8 protein-coding genes are annotated in these 15,108 nt (G+C 51.3%); 6 read left to right on the top strand and 2 right to left on the bottom strand.

Going from position 1 to position 15,108, the window contains the following annotated elements:
* Nucleotides 1–166 precede the first annotated feature (166 nt).
* The 4 genes from LWL52_RS11180 to LWL52_RS11165 all read left to right on the top strand — a co-directional run bounded on the left by LWL52_RS11180 (nucleotide 167) and on the right by LWL52_RS11165 (nucleotide 7,070).
* Nucleotides 167–3,631 carry an acetate and sugar kinases/Hsc70/actin family protein gene (locus tag LWL52_RS11180; protein ID WP_242919826.1) on the top strand — a complete coding sequence of 1,155 codons (3,465 nt, stop codon included), beginning with the start codon at nucleotides 167–169 and terminating at the stop codon, nucleotides 3,629–3,631.
* Nucleotides 3,632–3,759: 128 nt separating this feature from the next.
* On the top strand, nucleotides 3,760–4,647 hold the full coding sequence (locus LWL52_RS11175; RefSeq protein ID WP_242919825.1) for a hypothetical protein: 888 nt from the start codon (nucleotides 3,760–3,762) through the stop codon (nucleotides 4,645–4,647).
* A 9-nt stretch (nucleotides 4,648–4,656) separates the two neighbouring features.
* Nucleotides 4,657–6,414, top strand: a complete 1,758-nt coding sequence (locus LWL52_RS11170; RefSeq protein ID WP_242919824.1) for a hypothetical protein — start codon at nucleotides 4,657–4,659, stop codon at nucleotides 6,412–6,414.
* A 2-nt stretch (nucleotides 6,415–6,416) separates the two neighbouring features.
* Entirely contained in the window at nucleotides 6,417–7,070 is a 654-nt protein-coding gene (locus tag LWL52_RS11165; RefSeq protein ID WP_242919823.1) for an OmpA family protein, read from the top strand.
* A 275-nt stretch (nucleotides 7,071–7,345) separates the two neighbouring features.
* Here LWL52_RS11165 and LWL52_RS11160 read toward each other — a convergent pair whose 3' ends face one another.
* The gene (locus tag LWL52_RS11160; protein ID WP_242919822.1) at nucleotides 7,346–9,475 is read right to left on the bottom strand and encodes an Ig-like domain-containing protein; all 2,130 of its coding nucleotides are present in this window, start codon (nucleotides 9,473–9,475) and stop codon (nucleotides 7,346–7,348) included.
* 1,027 nt (nucleotides 9,476–10,502) lie between these two features.
* On the opposite strand from LWL52_RS11160, the gene LWL52_RS11155 reads away from it, so the two are divergent.
* Together LWL52_RS11155 and LWL52_RS11150 are read left to right on the top strand one after the other, a co-directional pair.
* A complete protein-coding gene (locus tag LWL52_RS11155) occupies nucleotides 10,503–11,369 on the top strand; it encodes a DUF937 domain-containing protein (protein WP_242919821.1) in 867 nt (288 codons plus the stop codon).
* Nucleotides 11,370–11,509: 140 nt separating this feature from the next.
* Nucleotides 11,510–13,153, top strand: a complete 1,644-nt coding sequence (locus tag LWL52_RS11150) for an ABC-F family ATP-binding cassette domain-containing protein (protein ID WP_242919819.1) — start codon at nucleotides 11,510–11,512, stop codon at nucleotides 13,151–13,153.
* Between the two features lie 179 nt (nucleotides 13,154–13,332).
* Here the strand turns inward: LWL52_RS11150 and LWL52_RS11145 are convergent, their stop codons facing one another.
* Entirely contained in the window at nucleotides 13,333–14,952 is a 1,620-nt protein-coding gene (locus LWL52_RS11145) for a tail fiber domain-containing protein (RefSeq protein WP_242919817.1), read from the bottom strand.
* Nucleotides 14,953–15,108: the final 156 nt, after the last annotated feature.

Genomic DNA, 15,108 nt, shown 5'->3' with positions numbered 1-15,108 from the left:
TGATTCTTTTGCTTCCTTTTCTTATCAAGAAGAAAAGGAAGGCCCAGCCGGCGAGGCGAAAGCTGGCAAAAAACAACAACATTTAAAGTTTGGGAGGCAACTGAAAAGAAGACCAAGACTAGTCATCTGTTTGATACAAATCATACTTTAACAAACTAAAACAAACATGCCGAAAGTACTTCGTCTACATAAAACCGGTTCGAACGTGGAGGGCTGGGCCAAGACCAGCCAGATCACGAGCACCGAGATAAAAGATATCACCGATGGCGCCGGGGGCCGTGCCTTGAAAATCAACGCCTCCATTCCGACGCCATTTGCCCGCATGCACCTGTTCGAAACCGCTTTCGATTTTGTAAAGCGCGGTGTGGCAGGCTCCAACAACAACACCATTTACCACAAGTTCGTAACTCATTTCTGGGATCTGTGGGAGCTGCTTTATAACCACCAAAGCTATGCGCAGGCCGGTAACAAAATCATCATTCGCCGTTGGAACAAACACCAGCAGCTAGGTGCTATGCAGTCGAACCCGAACACGAGTTTGCTGGGTCGAACGCTGGAGCTGTTCATGAACGACAGCCGCTTCCAGGGCATTGAGGACATTTTCCTGATCTTCTTCGAATCTACAAGCCCACGCGGCGACCGCCACATGCAGCTCATCGGAGGCACGTCGCCGCTGACCTTCCTGTTTGTAGCACCAAACGTGCAGCCGCTAAGTATAAACCGGGCGCAGAACATCGGTACCTACTTCGACGATAACTATGTGTCGCTCGAGGATCGGGAACAGGATTTCCGGGAGTACGTGCACAAGCTGTTTGTGTCGAACCCTGCGATGATCCAGGCCTTCCCGGCCGTGTACAATGCGCTGGATGAGAACCTGCTGCGCAAGATCAACATGGCCGGAAACGTAGGCCAGAATGCCATCGCCTCGGAATACCTGCAACTGGTGGATTTTCAGCAGAACCCGGTGCATGTGGGCCACCTGAACTTCCTGGTAAAGAAAGACCAGACTGCTGTTACGAGCAGCGACCTGTTCATCCGGCCAACCCATACTGGTTTCGCCGGCGAGCGACCAATTGTGTTGAAGCCTGAATTAAGACTGGCACCGAACATCAAGTATGTAAACAACTTGGCCTGGCCGGTAAATACCATTGTTGGCTATTACGATGAGAAACCATTGGAGAACCGATCGCTGCCAGGGGTTGGGTTTAACTACCCATACTTAACTATAAACGACCTGTTGCAGGAAACGCTGGTGCAGGTGCCTTACGAGGTAAATACTGACCGTTTCTATAGTGGAACGGTGGTGTATCAGCCGGGTGTTACAGATAAAACATTCAATTACCTGCTGCCGATCACGAGCTTATACTTCCAGTTCTTTACGCCGGAAGATTTGGCCAATCACCTGACCTTCCACATCGACGTGAACCATGTGCGGGTAACGCTGAACGTGCCAACCGAGAAAGGAAACGTGGTGTACGAGCGCAGCTATTACGACAACCCGCTCAACTCAAAAGACGCGCACGGCAACGTGATTCCGGAGAAAGGCCATATCCTCAAATCCAGAATTGGTCTGGGCGTGTTCCCGTTCTACAAGTTCACCGATGCGGTGCAGTACAACGACTTATACAAGGTGATGCTGGTAGACGAAGACATCGATCCGCTGCTGGTGAACAAGAACCATTCGCTCAGCTTCTTTGTAGGCGGCAAGCAGCTCGAAACCGGTGGCGGTATCATTTCGGCCACGGCACACAAGCGTACGAAGAAGAGTAACAGCAGCGCCGGCAGTACTTATTATGAGATCCGCGGCACGCACTTCGATGTGGCGGAGTTTACGCACGCCGGCGTAGATTTTGTGGGCAAAGCGCTGATCGTGCCGAAGTTTGAAGAAAAGCAGCAGGGGATACACAACTTTACCTTTGCCATCGACTTCGGAACGTCGAATACGCACATTGCCTATACTTCCGGCGCTAACCAGCCGCCGCGCGAATTCTCCATCACTGCTAATGACCAGCAGCTGGTAATGCTCAACAAGCCTTCCGAAGACCCTGCATTAACGGATTACCAGCGTTTTCACAAGCGCGGATTCGGCAGGTTGTTTGCCGTAGAGACCTTGCTCAAGCGCGAATTCATCCCGTTGATCATCGGTTCCGGCGGTTCGCTTTATAACTTCCCGACGCGTACGGCTACCTGCGAGTCCATTGATTTTGAAAACCAGATCACGAACCTGTTTGGCAACATCAACATCGGTTTCTCCATCAACACCGAAGGCACGCACCAGGAACAGTACAAGCAGACCTACCACACCGACCTGAAGTGGAGCGAGACGCTGACCAATACCGGTAAGCGCCGTATCGAAGCCTTCTTCACCGAGATCATGCTGCTTATTAAAAACAAAGTAGTATTGAATAACGGCAACGTGGCCAGCACCAAGATCGTGTGGTTTGCCCCACTGAGCTTTGACGAGTATTCGCGCAACATGTTCCAGAATGTGTGGGATACCGTGTACAACAGCGTGTTCAAGAACGGTAGAAACACGGTTTGCATTACAGAATCGGTAGCGCCGTTCTACTTCCTGTCCCGTACCGGTGCTGTGGTGCCGAGCCAGGACGAGAACCTGATCAACGTGGACATCGGCGGCGGTACCACCGACGTGCTGCTGTTTACCAACCGCAAGCCTTCGCACAGCTCCTCGTTCCGCTTTGCCGGTAACGATTTGTGGGGCGATGGTTTTGCCACCGTAAAAACAAGCAAAGACAACGGCCTGCTGCAGTACGGCGTGGACCACGTGCTGCGCATTCCGCTCACGGAAGAAGGACGCGAGTACCGCAAGTTCCTGGAAACAGCCCTGGACAACCCGGACTTCAACTCCGCCGATATCAGCTCGCTCTTGTTCAGCTACGACAAAGAACTGAACTACAGCTCGCAGCTGTTGCAGGCGCGCCAGCTGCGGTTGATGTTCTACCTGCACTTTGGTTCGCTGATGTACCACCTGGCGCAGCTCGTGCAGCAACTGGACGTGAAAGTGCCGCGCTACATCTCCTTCAGCGGTCGCGGCAGTTTGTACATCAAGCTGCTGAGTGCGGGCAACAACCTCTCGAACGTGGAGCGTTATGCCAAAGCCATTTTCCAGAAAGTGACGGGGCAAGAGCCGCCTGCTAACTTTAAACTGGTGCTGGTAGATAATCCGAAACAGGTAACGGCTAACGGCGGCGCCATGGCGCTGGAAGGAACCGACCTGAACGATCTGACCAACATCCCGATCATGAAGCCGACCGGTTCAGCCAACATGGCAGATGCTTTAACGCCGGTTACTAAAACGCAGATCACGGGCGAGTTGCGCCAGGAAGTGATGGACAATGTGATGGCTTGCCTGACCATGCTGCTCGACGACGCGGACATTTCGCCGCTGATGCGCTCAATGGGCGTGGAAGTAGACCCAATGCGGGTGCTGGAGTTTATGCGCGCTAACCTGCAGGACAGCTACACCATGGTGTTGGAAGATACTGTAAATGGCCTGACAGACCGCGAGCCATTGCACGAGACCATGTTCTTTATGCCGCTCAAGCAGTCGTTATACTTGTTGTCTAAAGAATTGTACAAGCAACAAACGCAGGTGAGCACTTTTTCCTGAAGGTAACAAATCCCCTTTTTTCCTTCTGATTCGGGCTGGGAGAGAGGTGGTTTGGTTATAGCTATATGCAAGCCGAAAAAAACAGCCATCTTTGTAACATCACTAAAAGAAATTAACAGCAGGATTACATGGATTTTATCGCAATCATCATAAGTATCATAGCACTGGTAGGAGCAGGTTTTGCTTTTATCAGGGCCAGCAGCTCGCATCATATTCTGGGAAGCAAGCTTGAAAAGCTGAGAGACAAGAACAGCTTTCTGGAAGAAAGGCTCCGAAGACTGGAAGGCGCCTCAAGCCGCGGAAACAGACCAGCCAACGAACCAAACGAATCCGGGCGCCAGAAAAAGCAGCGGCCTGAGCAGCGGCAGGAACCACAGCCCGAACAGCGGCAGCGGCAACGGGAGCGTGAGCGACCGCAGCCACAGCCGCAGGCAATCCAGTCAGAAGAAGCCCCTATGATTCAGCAGCAGCCACAGGAACAGCAACCAAGACGTAAAAAAGAAAACAGACGCCGGAACGAACCCAAAGGCCGTAATGAGCCAATGGAGAGAAACCCGGAAGAAGAAACGCGCAGAGAACAGCAACTTCCGGCTGCAAAGCCCATTAAACTGGAAATTGCCGGCGGAGATCTCCTGGACGAACTAGAACAGGCCGCTGGAAGTATGCCGCCAACCGTTATTCCGGAAGCTGAGCCGGAATCACGTATCCGGTATGCTATTATTCCGGAAGATGGCGTGATCAGAATGCACCAGTTGCAGCAACGCCCTGATTCAGACAGTTACATCGAGATCGATGCGCCGGCAGACGGCAGCAGCTCAACCCATTACCGTTTTAACCTGGCAGGCAACCATGCTTTTGTGATCGCACAGGGGATTGACCGCCTTGAAAATGCCTTTGATTTTGAAAAGCCTTCCAACCGCATGGTGACCAAAGTGGTGCAGCAACAGGATGGTGTGCTCACCAAAGTAAACAATGGCTGGAAGATCATGGAAAAGGCCCGAATTGATTTCAGATAAACCGCTTACATGGAAGGGATCTTTATTTTTGAGGCGCTTTTGGTGCTGTGTATACTTGGTTACCAGTTTTATATCTACCGGCATACCAGGAGCAAAATTGCGCTGATCAAAGATCTTTTTCCTTCCGAAGAGCAGCTGTCGGTAGCGGAGCTGCTGCTCGACCAAAGCCCGGCTCCGGCTGCCAATAGCCCGGCCGCCGAACAGGTATGGGAGAAGCTTTTAGCGGGCAAGCCTTTCCGCGAATATACGCCCTCGAACCCGGCTGTAAAGCGGATCGTTTCGGTGGAAAATGATCTGCTCCACATCGAGGCAAAAGGTGGCCCGGTGCCGGCTTATACTATCCCAAAAGAGAAGTTTGAGCGGCTGCTGAAAGGGAATAATATTTACCTGGTACAAGGCGACCCCGATACGCTGGTGAGTACCGTGGCGGCAGGCGGGAAAGCAGCTGCCACCATCGACCTGATCGAGGTCCGCAACCCATCCGAGACGTTCAGCAAGATTATCCGAAGCACCAACGAGTACCTGAAACGGAATAAAGGCGCTGCCGCGGATTTTGATATCCTCAAGGATGTGTCGGAGCGCTATTCCGAAGCCCTGGAAGCGGAAGTGCAGTCTACTGTCTCCACGCCATTGTATGTGGGCTTGCTGGGTACTTTTTCCGGGGTGATCATCGGGTTGTCGAGCCTGATCTGGTCGGGCTTGGGTGGGGAAGATACCGGCGCTGCCGCGGGCTCGTTCATCACAGACCAGAACATCCCTTCTTTTCTCTTCGGAGTACTGATAGCTATGGCCGGCAGCTTTTGCGGGCTGCTGCTCACGCTCATCGGCAACCATGCGCTGAAGAATGCCCGCAGCACACGCGACAGGCTGCAGAACGAGTATTATACTTTCCTGCAGACGCACCTGCTGCCCAAGCTTAACTCGGATATGGCTGCCAGCCTGGGCAACCTGAAATCGGTGCTCGATTCGTTTAACAAGGATTTTCTGGATAAGATCCTCGGTTTCCGGCCCATTGTGGATACGCTCACGGAGAACATCAGCACGCAGAAAGAATTTATTGAGAAGCTGGATAAGATCGGTTTCACGCAGATGGCCAATGCCAACCTGCAGGTGTTTGACAAGATGAAGGAAAGCGAGCAGTTGTTCCGGAACTTTATGAACTACCAGGTAGCCCTGAATGAATCGGTGCAGAAAGGCGCCGAGCTGACACATAGTATAAGCGAGGTGCTGGGCCGCCTGACCAGCCTGCAGCAAGGCTTTGACCAGGTGCCGGGCTACCTGCAGAAACACGACGAATCCATACAGCGGCAGGTTAACTTCTTTGGGCAGCACGAACGCGAGTTAAACGACATTGGCTCCCGGGTGGAGCAGTATTTCGATAAGGCCGCCCTCCGGCTGACCGATCTGATGGAAGCGCGGCTGCAGCACCAGGAACGCGATGCCCAGAATGCGTATGAAAAGTGGCAGGAGCATTTCCGCAACCTGAACCAGGACAACATTTACCAGCGCATTGTGGACTACATGCAGCCCTTCGCAGACCTCGACAAGCAGCAGGAGCGCCTGAACCATAACCAGCAACAACTTGCCGGCCAGATACAGCAGACCAATGAACGCCTGCTTCAGAAAATAGAAGCCGATTCGGTTATTCAGCAGCAACTGCTCGGGCAACTCCAGACCCTGAATACCCTGATGATAAAAAGTATGGAGCCGGGGCCTTTTAAAGCGGCGTTGGGCAAAATTTTCGGAGGCGGAAATAACAGGAGGTAAGTATGAACAAGGAGAGCAGGGATTTTTTCTGGCCCAGCTATGTCGACCTGATGACGGTGCTGTTCCTGGTAATGCTGGTGTTGTTTGTGCTGAGCTTTAAAATGTTTCAGGGCAAAGACCGGGAGAACCGCGAAAATATAGCCCGCCTGCAGGTTGAGGTACAGGAAAAGCGCAAGTTGGATGAGATAAAAGCGGCACTCGCCCGCCTGGATGAAAAGTATTTCCAGTACAATGCCAAGTATAAACGGCATGAGCTGCTGGTAGATGTGCTCTTTGAGCAGAGCAGCGCCGTGATACCGGAGCGTTCGCGGGCGCCGCTCCTCAGGGCCGGGCAAAATTTGAGCCAGGTCATCAATTCTATCAAAGACAAAGACGTAAAATACCTGATCGTGATAGACGGCCGTGCGGCCAGTTTTCCGAAAGGCGATCCCCGCAACATCACCCAGCGGGAGTATGCCCTGGAGCTTAGTTACCAGCGGGCGCTGGCGCTGCTCCGGTTCTGGCAGAATGCCGGCATCAGGTTCCCCAAAGACCGGATTGAGCTGATCGCAGCCGGAAGCGGCTTTGAAGGAGCAGGCCGTAAAGGCGATATCCGTGACCGCCGGTTTGTGATCCAGATCTTACCGAAGGTAGGCACGCTGGAAGTCAGAAAGTAAGCTCGCCATACTTGTAGGGTGCCATCTGATAGGTGCCTTTCTTTACGCTATCCTGTTGCACTTGCCGGCTGGCATTTCTAAACTTCCTGCTTTAAAATACTATCAATACCTGCTACAACTACAACTTAGCAAGTATAAAAGAATACGGCCACAGGTAGTTAGCTTACCTGTGGCCGTATTCTTTTATACTTTCATGTAGCTTCAACTCGCAGCTGCTGCCATCTTATATGGTGCATTTCTAAATCAGGAGCTTACGTTCTGAAGCGAATGGAGGGCTACTGAATGATCACGCGCTTAAACTCGGTTTTGCCGGAAGCAGCCTGTAGCTTGATAATATACAGGCCCCCGTGCAGTTTGGGATCTAGGGCAATCTGCATTTTCAGGGAACCCTGCTCGTCCGATAATTCAGTGTGAGAAGTTACCAGGCGGCCATCAATGTCGAGCAATGTCACGTTTACTTCTTCTTTTGGTTGGAGCTTGTGCAGTAGTATAAACATTTCTCGGCGGGTCACAGGGTTTGGGTAAACGATCATGTCCACCGTTGAGTCGCCGCCGGGCACTTCCGGCCTAGCAGGCTCATTGGCTTTTAGCAACGTGATCTGCGGTTTGCCCTTGCCGTTCATGTCGAAGTACTCGGAGATGTAGAGGTTGCCCGTTAGTTCATCTTCCGTCACATCCAGCGGGTTAGCGTAAGGCCGCCTGAACCCCGGCACCTGGATGCCATCTACAGCGCTTACGATCTCCAGACCGGTAGGACCCGGCTCGAGTACGATCAGGTCGTCACCGCCACTAAAGCGGCACACCAGCAGCCGCCCCTGCAACTTGCCCCCAAAGGCATTGCTTTTATATTCGATGGCGCCGTTGGGAGAGATATTGGGCCCGAAGTTATAGGCCCAGCCCCGGAAGTTAGGTTCTTTGGGAGTGCCTACCGGGTAGCCGTAGGAATTGCCCGAAGCCGTCCAAACGATCTCTCCCGGATCTTTCCCGTCGGTGGGGTTGCCGCCGTTTAAAATATATTCGTTTCTCAGGGCATTCGGGTGGCCATAATACCCGCCTTTCACCACACTGTAAAGGAAATCACACTGTGTAGCCCGCACGTTAGTTAAAGCCGGAATATCGGGGCCGGTATAGGGTTTACCATCCGACCAGATGGTGCCAGACTTTAACGCCGGCGTATTGCCGCCGGCGGCAGAGCCATTTGTGGGCACATACAACTGGCCGTTGCTGTGCCATACTAGGTCGTAAGCATTCCGGATGCCCGTGGCAAAAAGGGTTAGCGGCGCATCGCTGGCATAAGGATTATAAGTGCCGCCACCATCCCTCGTCATGGCATCAATGGGCAGCGGCTTTTTATCGGCCTTTACAATATCCAGGCGCAACACGGCCGCTGATAAAAGTCTTTCCGGGCGGTTGCCCCATACTTTGTTCGATTCCCCCATGGCTGTGTTGCTGCCCATCATGACATACAAGGCACCATCCGGACCGAAATCAATGGAATTTATACTATGATCCTTGTAAGAGCGCGGCAGGTTGGTCACGTATACTTTGGTCTCGGGTTTGACCGGGTCAGTAAGGTTTATCTTTGCAATGCGGCTCGACCAGTCGGGAGCACGCATGAACTCACCCGAAGAATAAGCAATCCAGGCCTGCAGGTTCGTGGCCGTGGCGTAAGGATCGAAATGAAAACCGATTAGGAGCTGCTTGGTATCGCCAAAAGGGGCGATCGTGACCTGGTTTAGCAGCGTACCATCCGGCTGAATATCCCACCGTTCTATTTTGCCGCCGGAGGTGGTGGCATACAGGCGGTGGTCCGGGCCGATGGCCAGGGAAGTGAACCCGTCGTTGTCGGGGCTGGCCGAGATCAGGGTTTGTGGCGTAAAGGCAACCCCATCCAATCCAGCCAACGTAACGGAGGAGGTATTGGTGGTAGTGAAGCGGGAGGTAAAAGGCAGGATAGGATATCCTTCGAGGTCTTTTACCTGATCGGTTATTTCAAATTCGTAGGTCGTGCTAAGGGCCAGCGGAGCAGAAAGTGTAATGGCATCGCCGGCCGCAGTCGCATTGACGGCCGTTCCGGCCACCTGCATCCGCAGAGCCCCCTTTATCTCATATAGCCTTACCGTTTGAATAGTTACCGTGTTTCCATCCAGGCCATTGCCATTCGGAAATTCCAGGTCAACGGAAATGGACTTGTCGATCGGAACATCGGTGGCACCGTTTTCAGGGCGTACGGCTGATACGTAAGGCTGCATGGACTGGGAAGCAGCGGCCACAAAGCGAAGTTCATTGCCTGGTCTGCCAACCACGAAAGGCTTGTTGGCAAGGTTTTTCCGGGCTTTGGTAACAGGCGCAGCCGGTGCTGCCTGGCTGGCCGATTGACTGAAAGCGGGCAGGGCACAGCTCATAAGGCAGATGAAAAGCAACCAGGCTGCACTCTTTCCGGATAATAGAAGGGCTTTAACTGTAAGGGTAAATTTTATTTTCATGCTGTACTATTTTACTATACATGTATGAACTTACCATTATCACCTTCCAGCTTGGTTAAGATAAAGGATGATCTGGTAGTAGGTAGTGAAAGGAGGAGTTGTGGGCGCGCGGAATTTATCATGTTGCGGGGATAGCTAAAAAGCACCTCATAAAGGCTGCTATCCGGCTTTCCGGTTACATAAATTTAACCGGAGTAGGGCTAGATTGGGAAAAACAAACATGTGGGTGATATGATCCTTGAGGGTTGTATCTGATCAGTCCATAGCAGAAATAGAAATCAACTATATACTACGGTGATATAATACTTTATTCCCTCATAAAAGTTCGATGATGTTATGCAACTTATGCTTGTTTAAATGCTAACTAGTTGAAGCAAAGAATATTAAATTTTAACAAAGTTTCCTTTCCGGCCAAAGCCCCGGCATAAGCACCTCTTTGCACCACCAGAATCGCCCGGCACGTACGCCCCTGTTGCCCTGTCCTGCCACAGGCCTCGAAGGCTCCGAACAACGACAAAATCCCCGTTGCTGGTTTCAATTCTCCGATGCCGACCAAGTATAAAAGGATGTTTTCGCGTTGCGGGCAGGCTGCCATCCTGTGTTGTGCGAAGCCCTGACAATAACCGATAGCCAGGTTGCAATACACCTCCTGAAAATGATAAAAGGGGCTTGTAGTAAGTTTTAACGAGGTTTTGTATAATGCAATTGCTCAGTTTCCAGGACAGGTTCATGAGCGGTTAGCCCATCATGGCAAGTATAAGCAGGTAAGCAAGCGTTATACTTGTCTAACCACAGGCCAGCTTTGTTGCTGAATTTATCTCGCTCTAAACAGAAGTCTTTTGAAAAGTAGTAGCTAGCCATTTGAAGCGCTTGTAAGATTCTGAAACTTAATAGGATATAAGCTGTATGAGACAATATTTAGTGTTGTCAAATTAAAAAAGAAAGTATGGCAGATCTACTCGCGTCGCTACAAGGGTTTATAACCCCACATTTAATAAGCAAAACCAGCAGCCATTTAGAGGAAAGTGAAGCAGGCATTGCGAATGCCTTCGAGGCCGGTTTGCCTGCCGTTCTGGCTGGCCTTGAAAATAAAACCGGTAAGCCTGACGCGTGGAACGCTGTTTACAACCACATCCGGCACGATGGCGGCAGTACGCTCCTGGATATGGACAACACCGTGCCTGGCGGACCGGGCAGCCACATGCCTGCCGGAAACAAATTTTTATCAGAAATATTTGGCAGCAACCTCGCTACCGTCCAAACAACCATCAGCCATTCGGCAGGCATTAAAGCTTCTTCGGCTACCGCGGTGCTGGAGTATGTCGGCCCGTTGGTGCTGGGCTTTTTAGGGAAAATGACCAAAGCGGAAAACCTGGATGCAGGCGGACTGGCCAGCTTTCTTTCAGAACAAAATGCTGGCATCCGGAGTGCCTTGCCAACTGATTTGGCCGAGTTGCCGGGCTTCGGCGACTTAAGGCAAACCGAACCGCTCACCACGGCAACCTCTGCACCTGTCATAGCTACCCCAACTTCCCCGCCCTCCAACGGACGCCCTGTACCACCGCCTTCCGCAAAAAAGACAAACTGGCTCTGGCTGGTATTGTTGGCTCTTGCCGTCGTGTTGCTTGTGTTCGGACTTCGGAATTGCGGTAACAACCAGGAGCAGGGAACAACGCGCGGGGCGGAGACAACGAAAATGGATACGACAGCCCCGCATACTTTCGCAACCACCACTACCTGCAGGGCCGCTGCCTTCTATCCTATAGGGAGTAGAAATGTTCCGGTTACCGAAATTGAAGCGTTTCAAGTATAGGCATCAGAACCGAGACAGTAAACTGTACCTGGCCAGGAGTTTTACCAAACTAACCTCTTGCAGCGCCTTAAATAGTTGTTTTAAAGTTCTGATACATACGCAGAAATATGTAGTATCTTTGCAGCCTTAAAATAACGCATATGATTTCAGTAGACGCGGTTGCAGTTGAGTTTAACGGGGCAGCGCTTTTCAGCAATGTTACTTTTAACATCAACGAGAACGACCGGATTGCCCTGATGGGTAAAAATGGAGCAGGAAAATCGACCTTATTAAAGGTAATTGCCGGCGTAAACAAGCCTACCCGCGGAAAGGTATCTGCCCCGAAAGAGGCCATTATCGCTTACCTGCCGCAGCACTTGCTCACCAACGATGACTGTACGGTATTTGAGGAAGCCTCCAAAGCTTTTGCCAAGATCCTGGAGATGAAAAAGCAGATGGAGCATCTTAACTCTGAGCTCGAAACACGTACCGACTACGAATCCGAGGAATATTATGCTATCATCGAGCAGGTATCGGAGCTGAGCGAGAAATACTATTCGGTAGAAGAGATCAACTACGACGCCGAGGTTGAAAAAACGCTGAAAGGCCTGGGCTTTTCGCGCGCGGACCTCAACCGCCCTACCAAAGAGTTTAGTGGTGGCTGGCGCATGCGTATCGAGCTGGCCAAGATCCTGCTGCAACAGCCCGACCTGATTTTGCTTGATGAGCCGACCAACCACCTGGATATTGAATCGATTCAGTGGCTGGAAGATTTCCTGGTGAACAATGCCAAAGCCGTGATCGTGATCTCGCACGATAAGACTTTTGTCGACAATATCACCAACCGCACCATCGAGGTAACGATGGGCCGCATCTACGACTACAAGGTAAACTATAGCCAATACCTGCAGCTCCGGAAAGAGCGCCGCGAGCAGCAGCAAAAACAGTTCGAAGACCAGCAGAAAGAGATGGCCGATATTCAGGCCTTTATCGATCGCTTTAAAGGCACTTACTCCAAAACCCTGCAGGTGCAGTCGCGGGTGAAGATGCTGGAAAAGATGGAAATCATTGAGGTGGACGAAGTAGATACCTCGGCGCTTAACCTCAAGTTTCCGCCGGCGCCGCGCTCGGGCAATTACCCGGTTATTGTGGAGGGACTCACTAAGAAGTATGGCGACTATACTGTTTTCCAGGATGCCTCGCTTACCATTAACCGCGGCGAGAAGGTGGCCTTTGTCGGGAAGAACGGCGAAGGTAAATCGACGCTGGTAAAAGCCATTATGGGCGAGCTGGACTACGACGGTAAGCTGCAACTGGGCCATAACAGCATGATCGGGTATTTTGCCCAGAACCAGGCCTCGCTGCTCGACGAGAACCTGACCGTGTTCCAGACCATAGACGAAATTGCCATCGGCGACGTGCGCACCCGGGTGAAGGACTTACTGGGTGCTTTTATGTTCAGCGGCGAAACGGTGGAGAAGAAAGTGAAGGTGCTTTCCGGAGGCGAAAAAACGCGCCTGGCCATGATCAAGCTGTTGCTGCAACCGGTAAACCTGCTGATCCTGGACGAACCGACTAACCACCTCGACATCAAAACAAAGGATATTCTGAAGGATGCACTCAAAGCGTTTGACGGCACAATCATACTTGTGTCGCACGACAGGGATTTTCTGGACGGGCTGGCCACCAAAGTATTTGAATTTGGCAACAAGCGCATTCGCGAGCACTTCGAAGATATCAACGGCTTCCTGCGAAATAAGAAGCTGGAAAATCTGCGGGAGATCGAAAGAACGACTGCAAAGTAAATCATACCCGCCTGGAACCCGGGTTATACTTAGATATGAGAAGCTGCGGGTATCCTTTACGGCTTTACCTTATGACACGATAGTATAAGAAGGCATACAAGTATAATAGGCCTGCCCTGTTGTCGGGGCAGGCCTTTTATACTTGATGGCGCTATGCGGCTTAGCCGGAGGGGAGAACTTTACTTGTTCAGCATCATGGTTTTATAGGCGGCCACTTGTCCGTTCACGGTTAAGGTATAGGTATAAATACCCGGCTTTAGATCACCTGCATGGAGCTGTGCCTCTCCGCTGGCCGGTGCCTCCAGGCTTCGGACCAGCCTGCCTGTTGCCACTTCGTGGATCAGGATCTGACCTGTTGCGCCGGCTGGTATTGTATAACGGAACGTGGTGCTCTGGTCAAAAGGATTGGGATAGTTCTGTTCCAGCGATGCACCTGGTATATCATTCCCCATCCCCTTGCTACCATTACTTTGTGCGCTTACTGCGGCTTCCAGCTTTGCAATCCGATCCTTTAAGAGGTCGTTTTCCTGCTGCTGTTCCTGTATGGCTTTCACCAGTATCGGGATCAGCTCGGTATAGTTTACTGCTTTAAAGGCTATCTCTTCTCCCTGATTTTGTGCTGCAGGCTGCTGGGTTTGCATGCCAGTTGCAGTTGGCTGTGTAGCATCAGGAGCTACAGCTTGCTTATCGGGTATTGTTCTTGCAGCATTATAAGTTGCTTCAGTTACCAGATCGGGCAGCACCTGCTCCACCTCCTGCGCGATCAGGCCATACTGTTTTCCTTTGGGCAGGTTCATCTGCTTATAGGTGCCATCCTGGCGGTACTCGTAGGTCTTTGGCTGCAATTTATTGATGATGTCCATGGCGCTGCCTAATTCGGAAATATTTTGCTTGAGTTTGCGGTCAGAAGGCGACAGGTAACCACCGCTGCTGTAAACCCTGCCAATAAAGTAACCGGCATAGGAGGCTGTGTTACCGGTGTAGGCATATAGCCCTATAGATTGTGTTGAAATAGCACCTACACCATACGCCGAAGCAGTTGAAACATTTCCCTGTACCCCAAACGTTATACCCGAGCCATAAACCCCGGTACCACCGGAACTGTTATTATTGAAACCATATACACCATAGGTGCCACCATTGCCAAAAACACCCACATTACTACCTACACCATATAAACCATAGTATCCTTTACCATAAACCCCATTACCTGTAGAGGATGTATTGGTGCTCGTAATTCCACCATTATTAACAATTAGGCTGTTGTTAACAGACAAGCCATTGGGCGGCGGAATAGCAGCGCTTCCTACAGAGACACCCAGGTTATCATGCACCAACAGACCCGTTAAATTATTTGACTGAACTCTTAAGGGATACTGGCCGGCAGCACTGTTGATATGGACCTTTGCCCCAGGAGAGGTTATGCCGAAACCGGCATTGCCGGATACATATAAGCCATTGGCCGGAGGAGTTAAACTACTGCCAACCGATACGCCACCACCACTGTGCACCAGCAGTTTGGTAGAGCCGTTTACGCTGGCCCGAAAAGCACTGGCGCCAGAAGCGCTGTTTACCTGCAACTTAGCGCCGGGGCTACTGGTGCCTATTCCCCAGTTGCCGCCATTGGTTATTCTGCCGCGTTCGGTGTTATTGGTCTCAAAAATAAGCGAGAAGTTGCTATTGATGCCCAACCGGCCATTGGCGCTGAGGGTGTTGCCCCCATTTACCCAATTTTGTGCCATTAATTTATAGTTGCTGAAGAGCAGGATGCTCATAAGCAGAAGTATTGTTTTCTTCATAATGATTAAAATTTAACCTGATAACTTTTAAACTGGAGCGACGCTATTCGCTTTCCGGCGCTTTACATTGCAGGCAAGTAAATTCCGGAGGTATGTGATTGTCTGGAAATGAGGTATGATGAATTGCGGCGAAGTCAATAACAGGAGCCTTATTTC

The sequence above is a fragment of the Pontibacter liquoris genome (assembly GCF_022758235.1).
Lineage (GTDB): Bacteria > Bacteroidota > Bacteroidia > Cytophagales > Hymenobacteraceae > Pontibacter > Pontibacter liquoris.
This window is presented reverse-complemented; position numbering and strand designations above follow the sequence as displayed.

Bases quoted from the DNA above. Each gene is read 5' to 3' on its own strand.
- LWL52_RS11180 (WP_242919826.1), top strand. From the start codon at position 167: ATGCCGAAAGTACTTCGTCTACATAAAACCGGTTCGAACGTGGAGGGC.
- LWL52_RS11175 (WP_242919825.1), top strand. From the start codon at position 3,760: ATGGATTTTATCGCAATCATCATAAGTATCATAGCACTGGTAGGAGCA.
- LWL52_RS11170 (WP_242919824.1), top strand. From the start codon at position 4,657: ATGGAAGGGATCTTTATTTTTGAGGCGCTTTTGGTGCTGTGTATACTT.
- LWL52_RS11165 (WP_242919823.1), top strand. From the start codon at position 6,417: ATGAACAAGGAGAGCAGGGATTTTTTCTGGCCCAGCTATGTCGACCTG.
- LWL52_RS11160 (WP_242919822.1), bottom strand. From the start codon at position 9,475: ATGAGCTGTGCCCTGCCCGCTTTCAGTCAATCGGCCAGCCAGGCAGCA.
- LWL52_RS11155 (WP_242919821.1), top strand. From the start codon at position 10,503: ATGGCAGATCTACTCGCGTCGCTACAAGGGTTTATAACCCCACATTTA.
- LWL52_RS11150 (WP_242919819.1), top strand. From the start codon at position 11,510: ATGATTTCAGTAGACGCGGTTGCAGTTGAGTTTAACGGGGCAGCGCTT.
- LWL52_RS11145 (WP_242919817.1), bottom strand. From the start codon at position 14,952: ATGAAGAAAACAATACTTCTGCTTATGAGCATCCTGCTCTTCAGCAAC.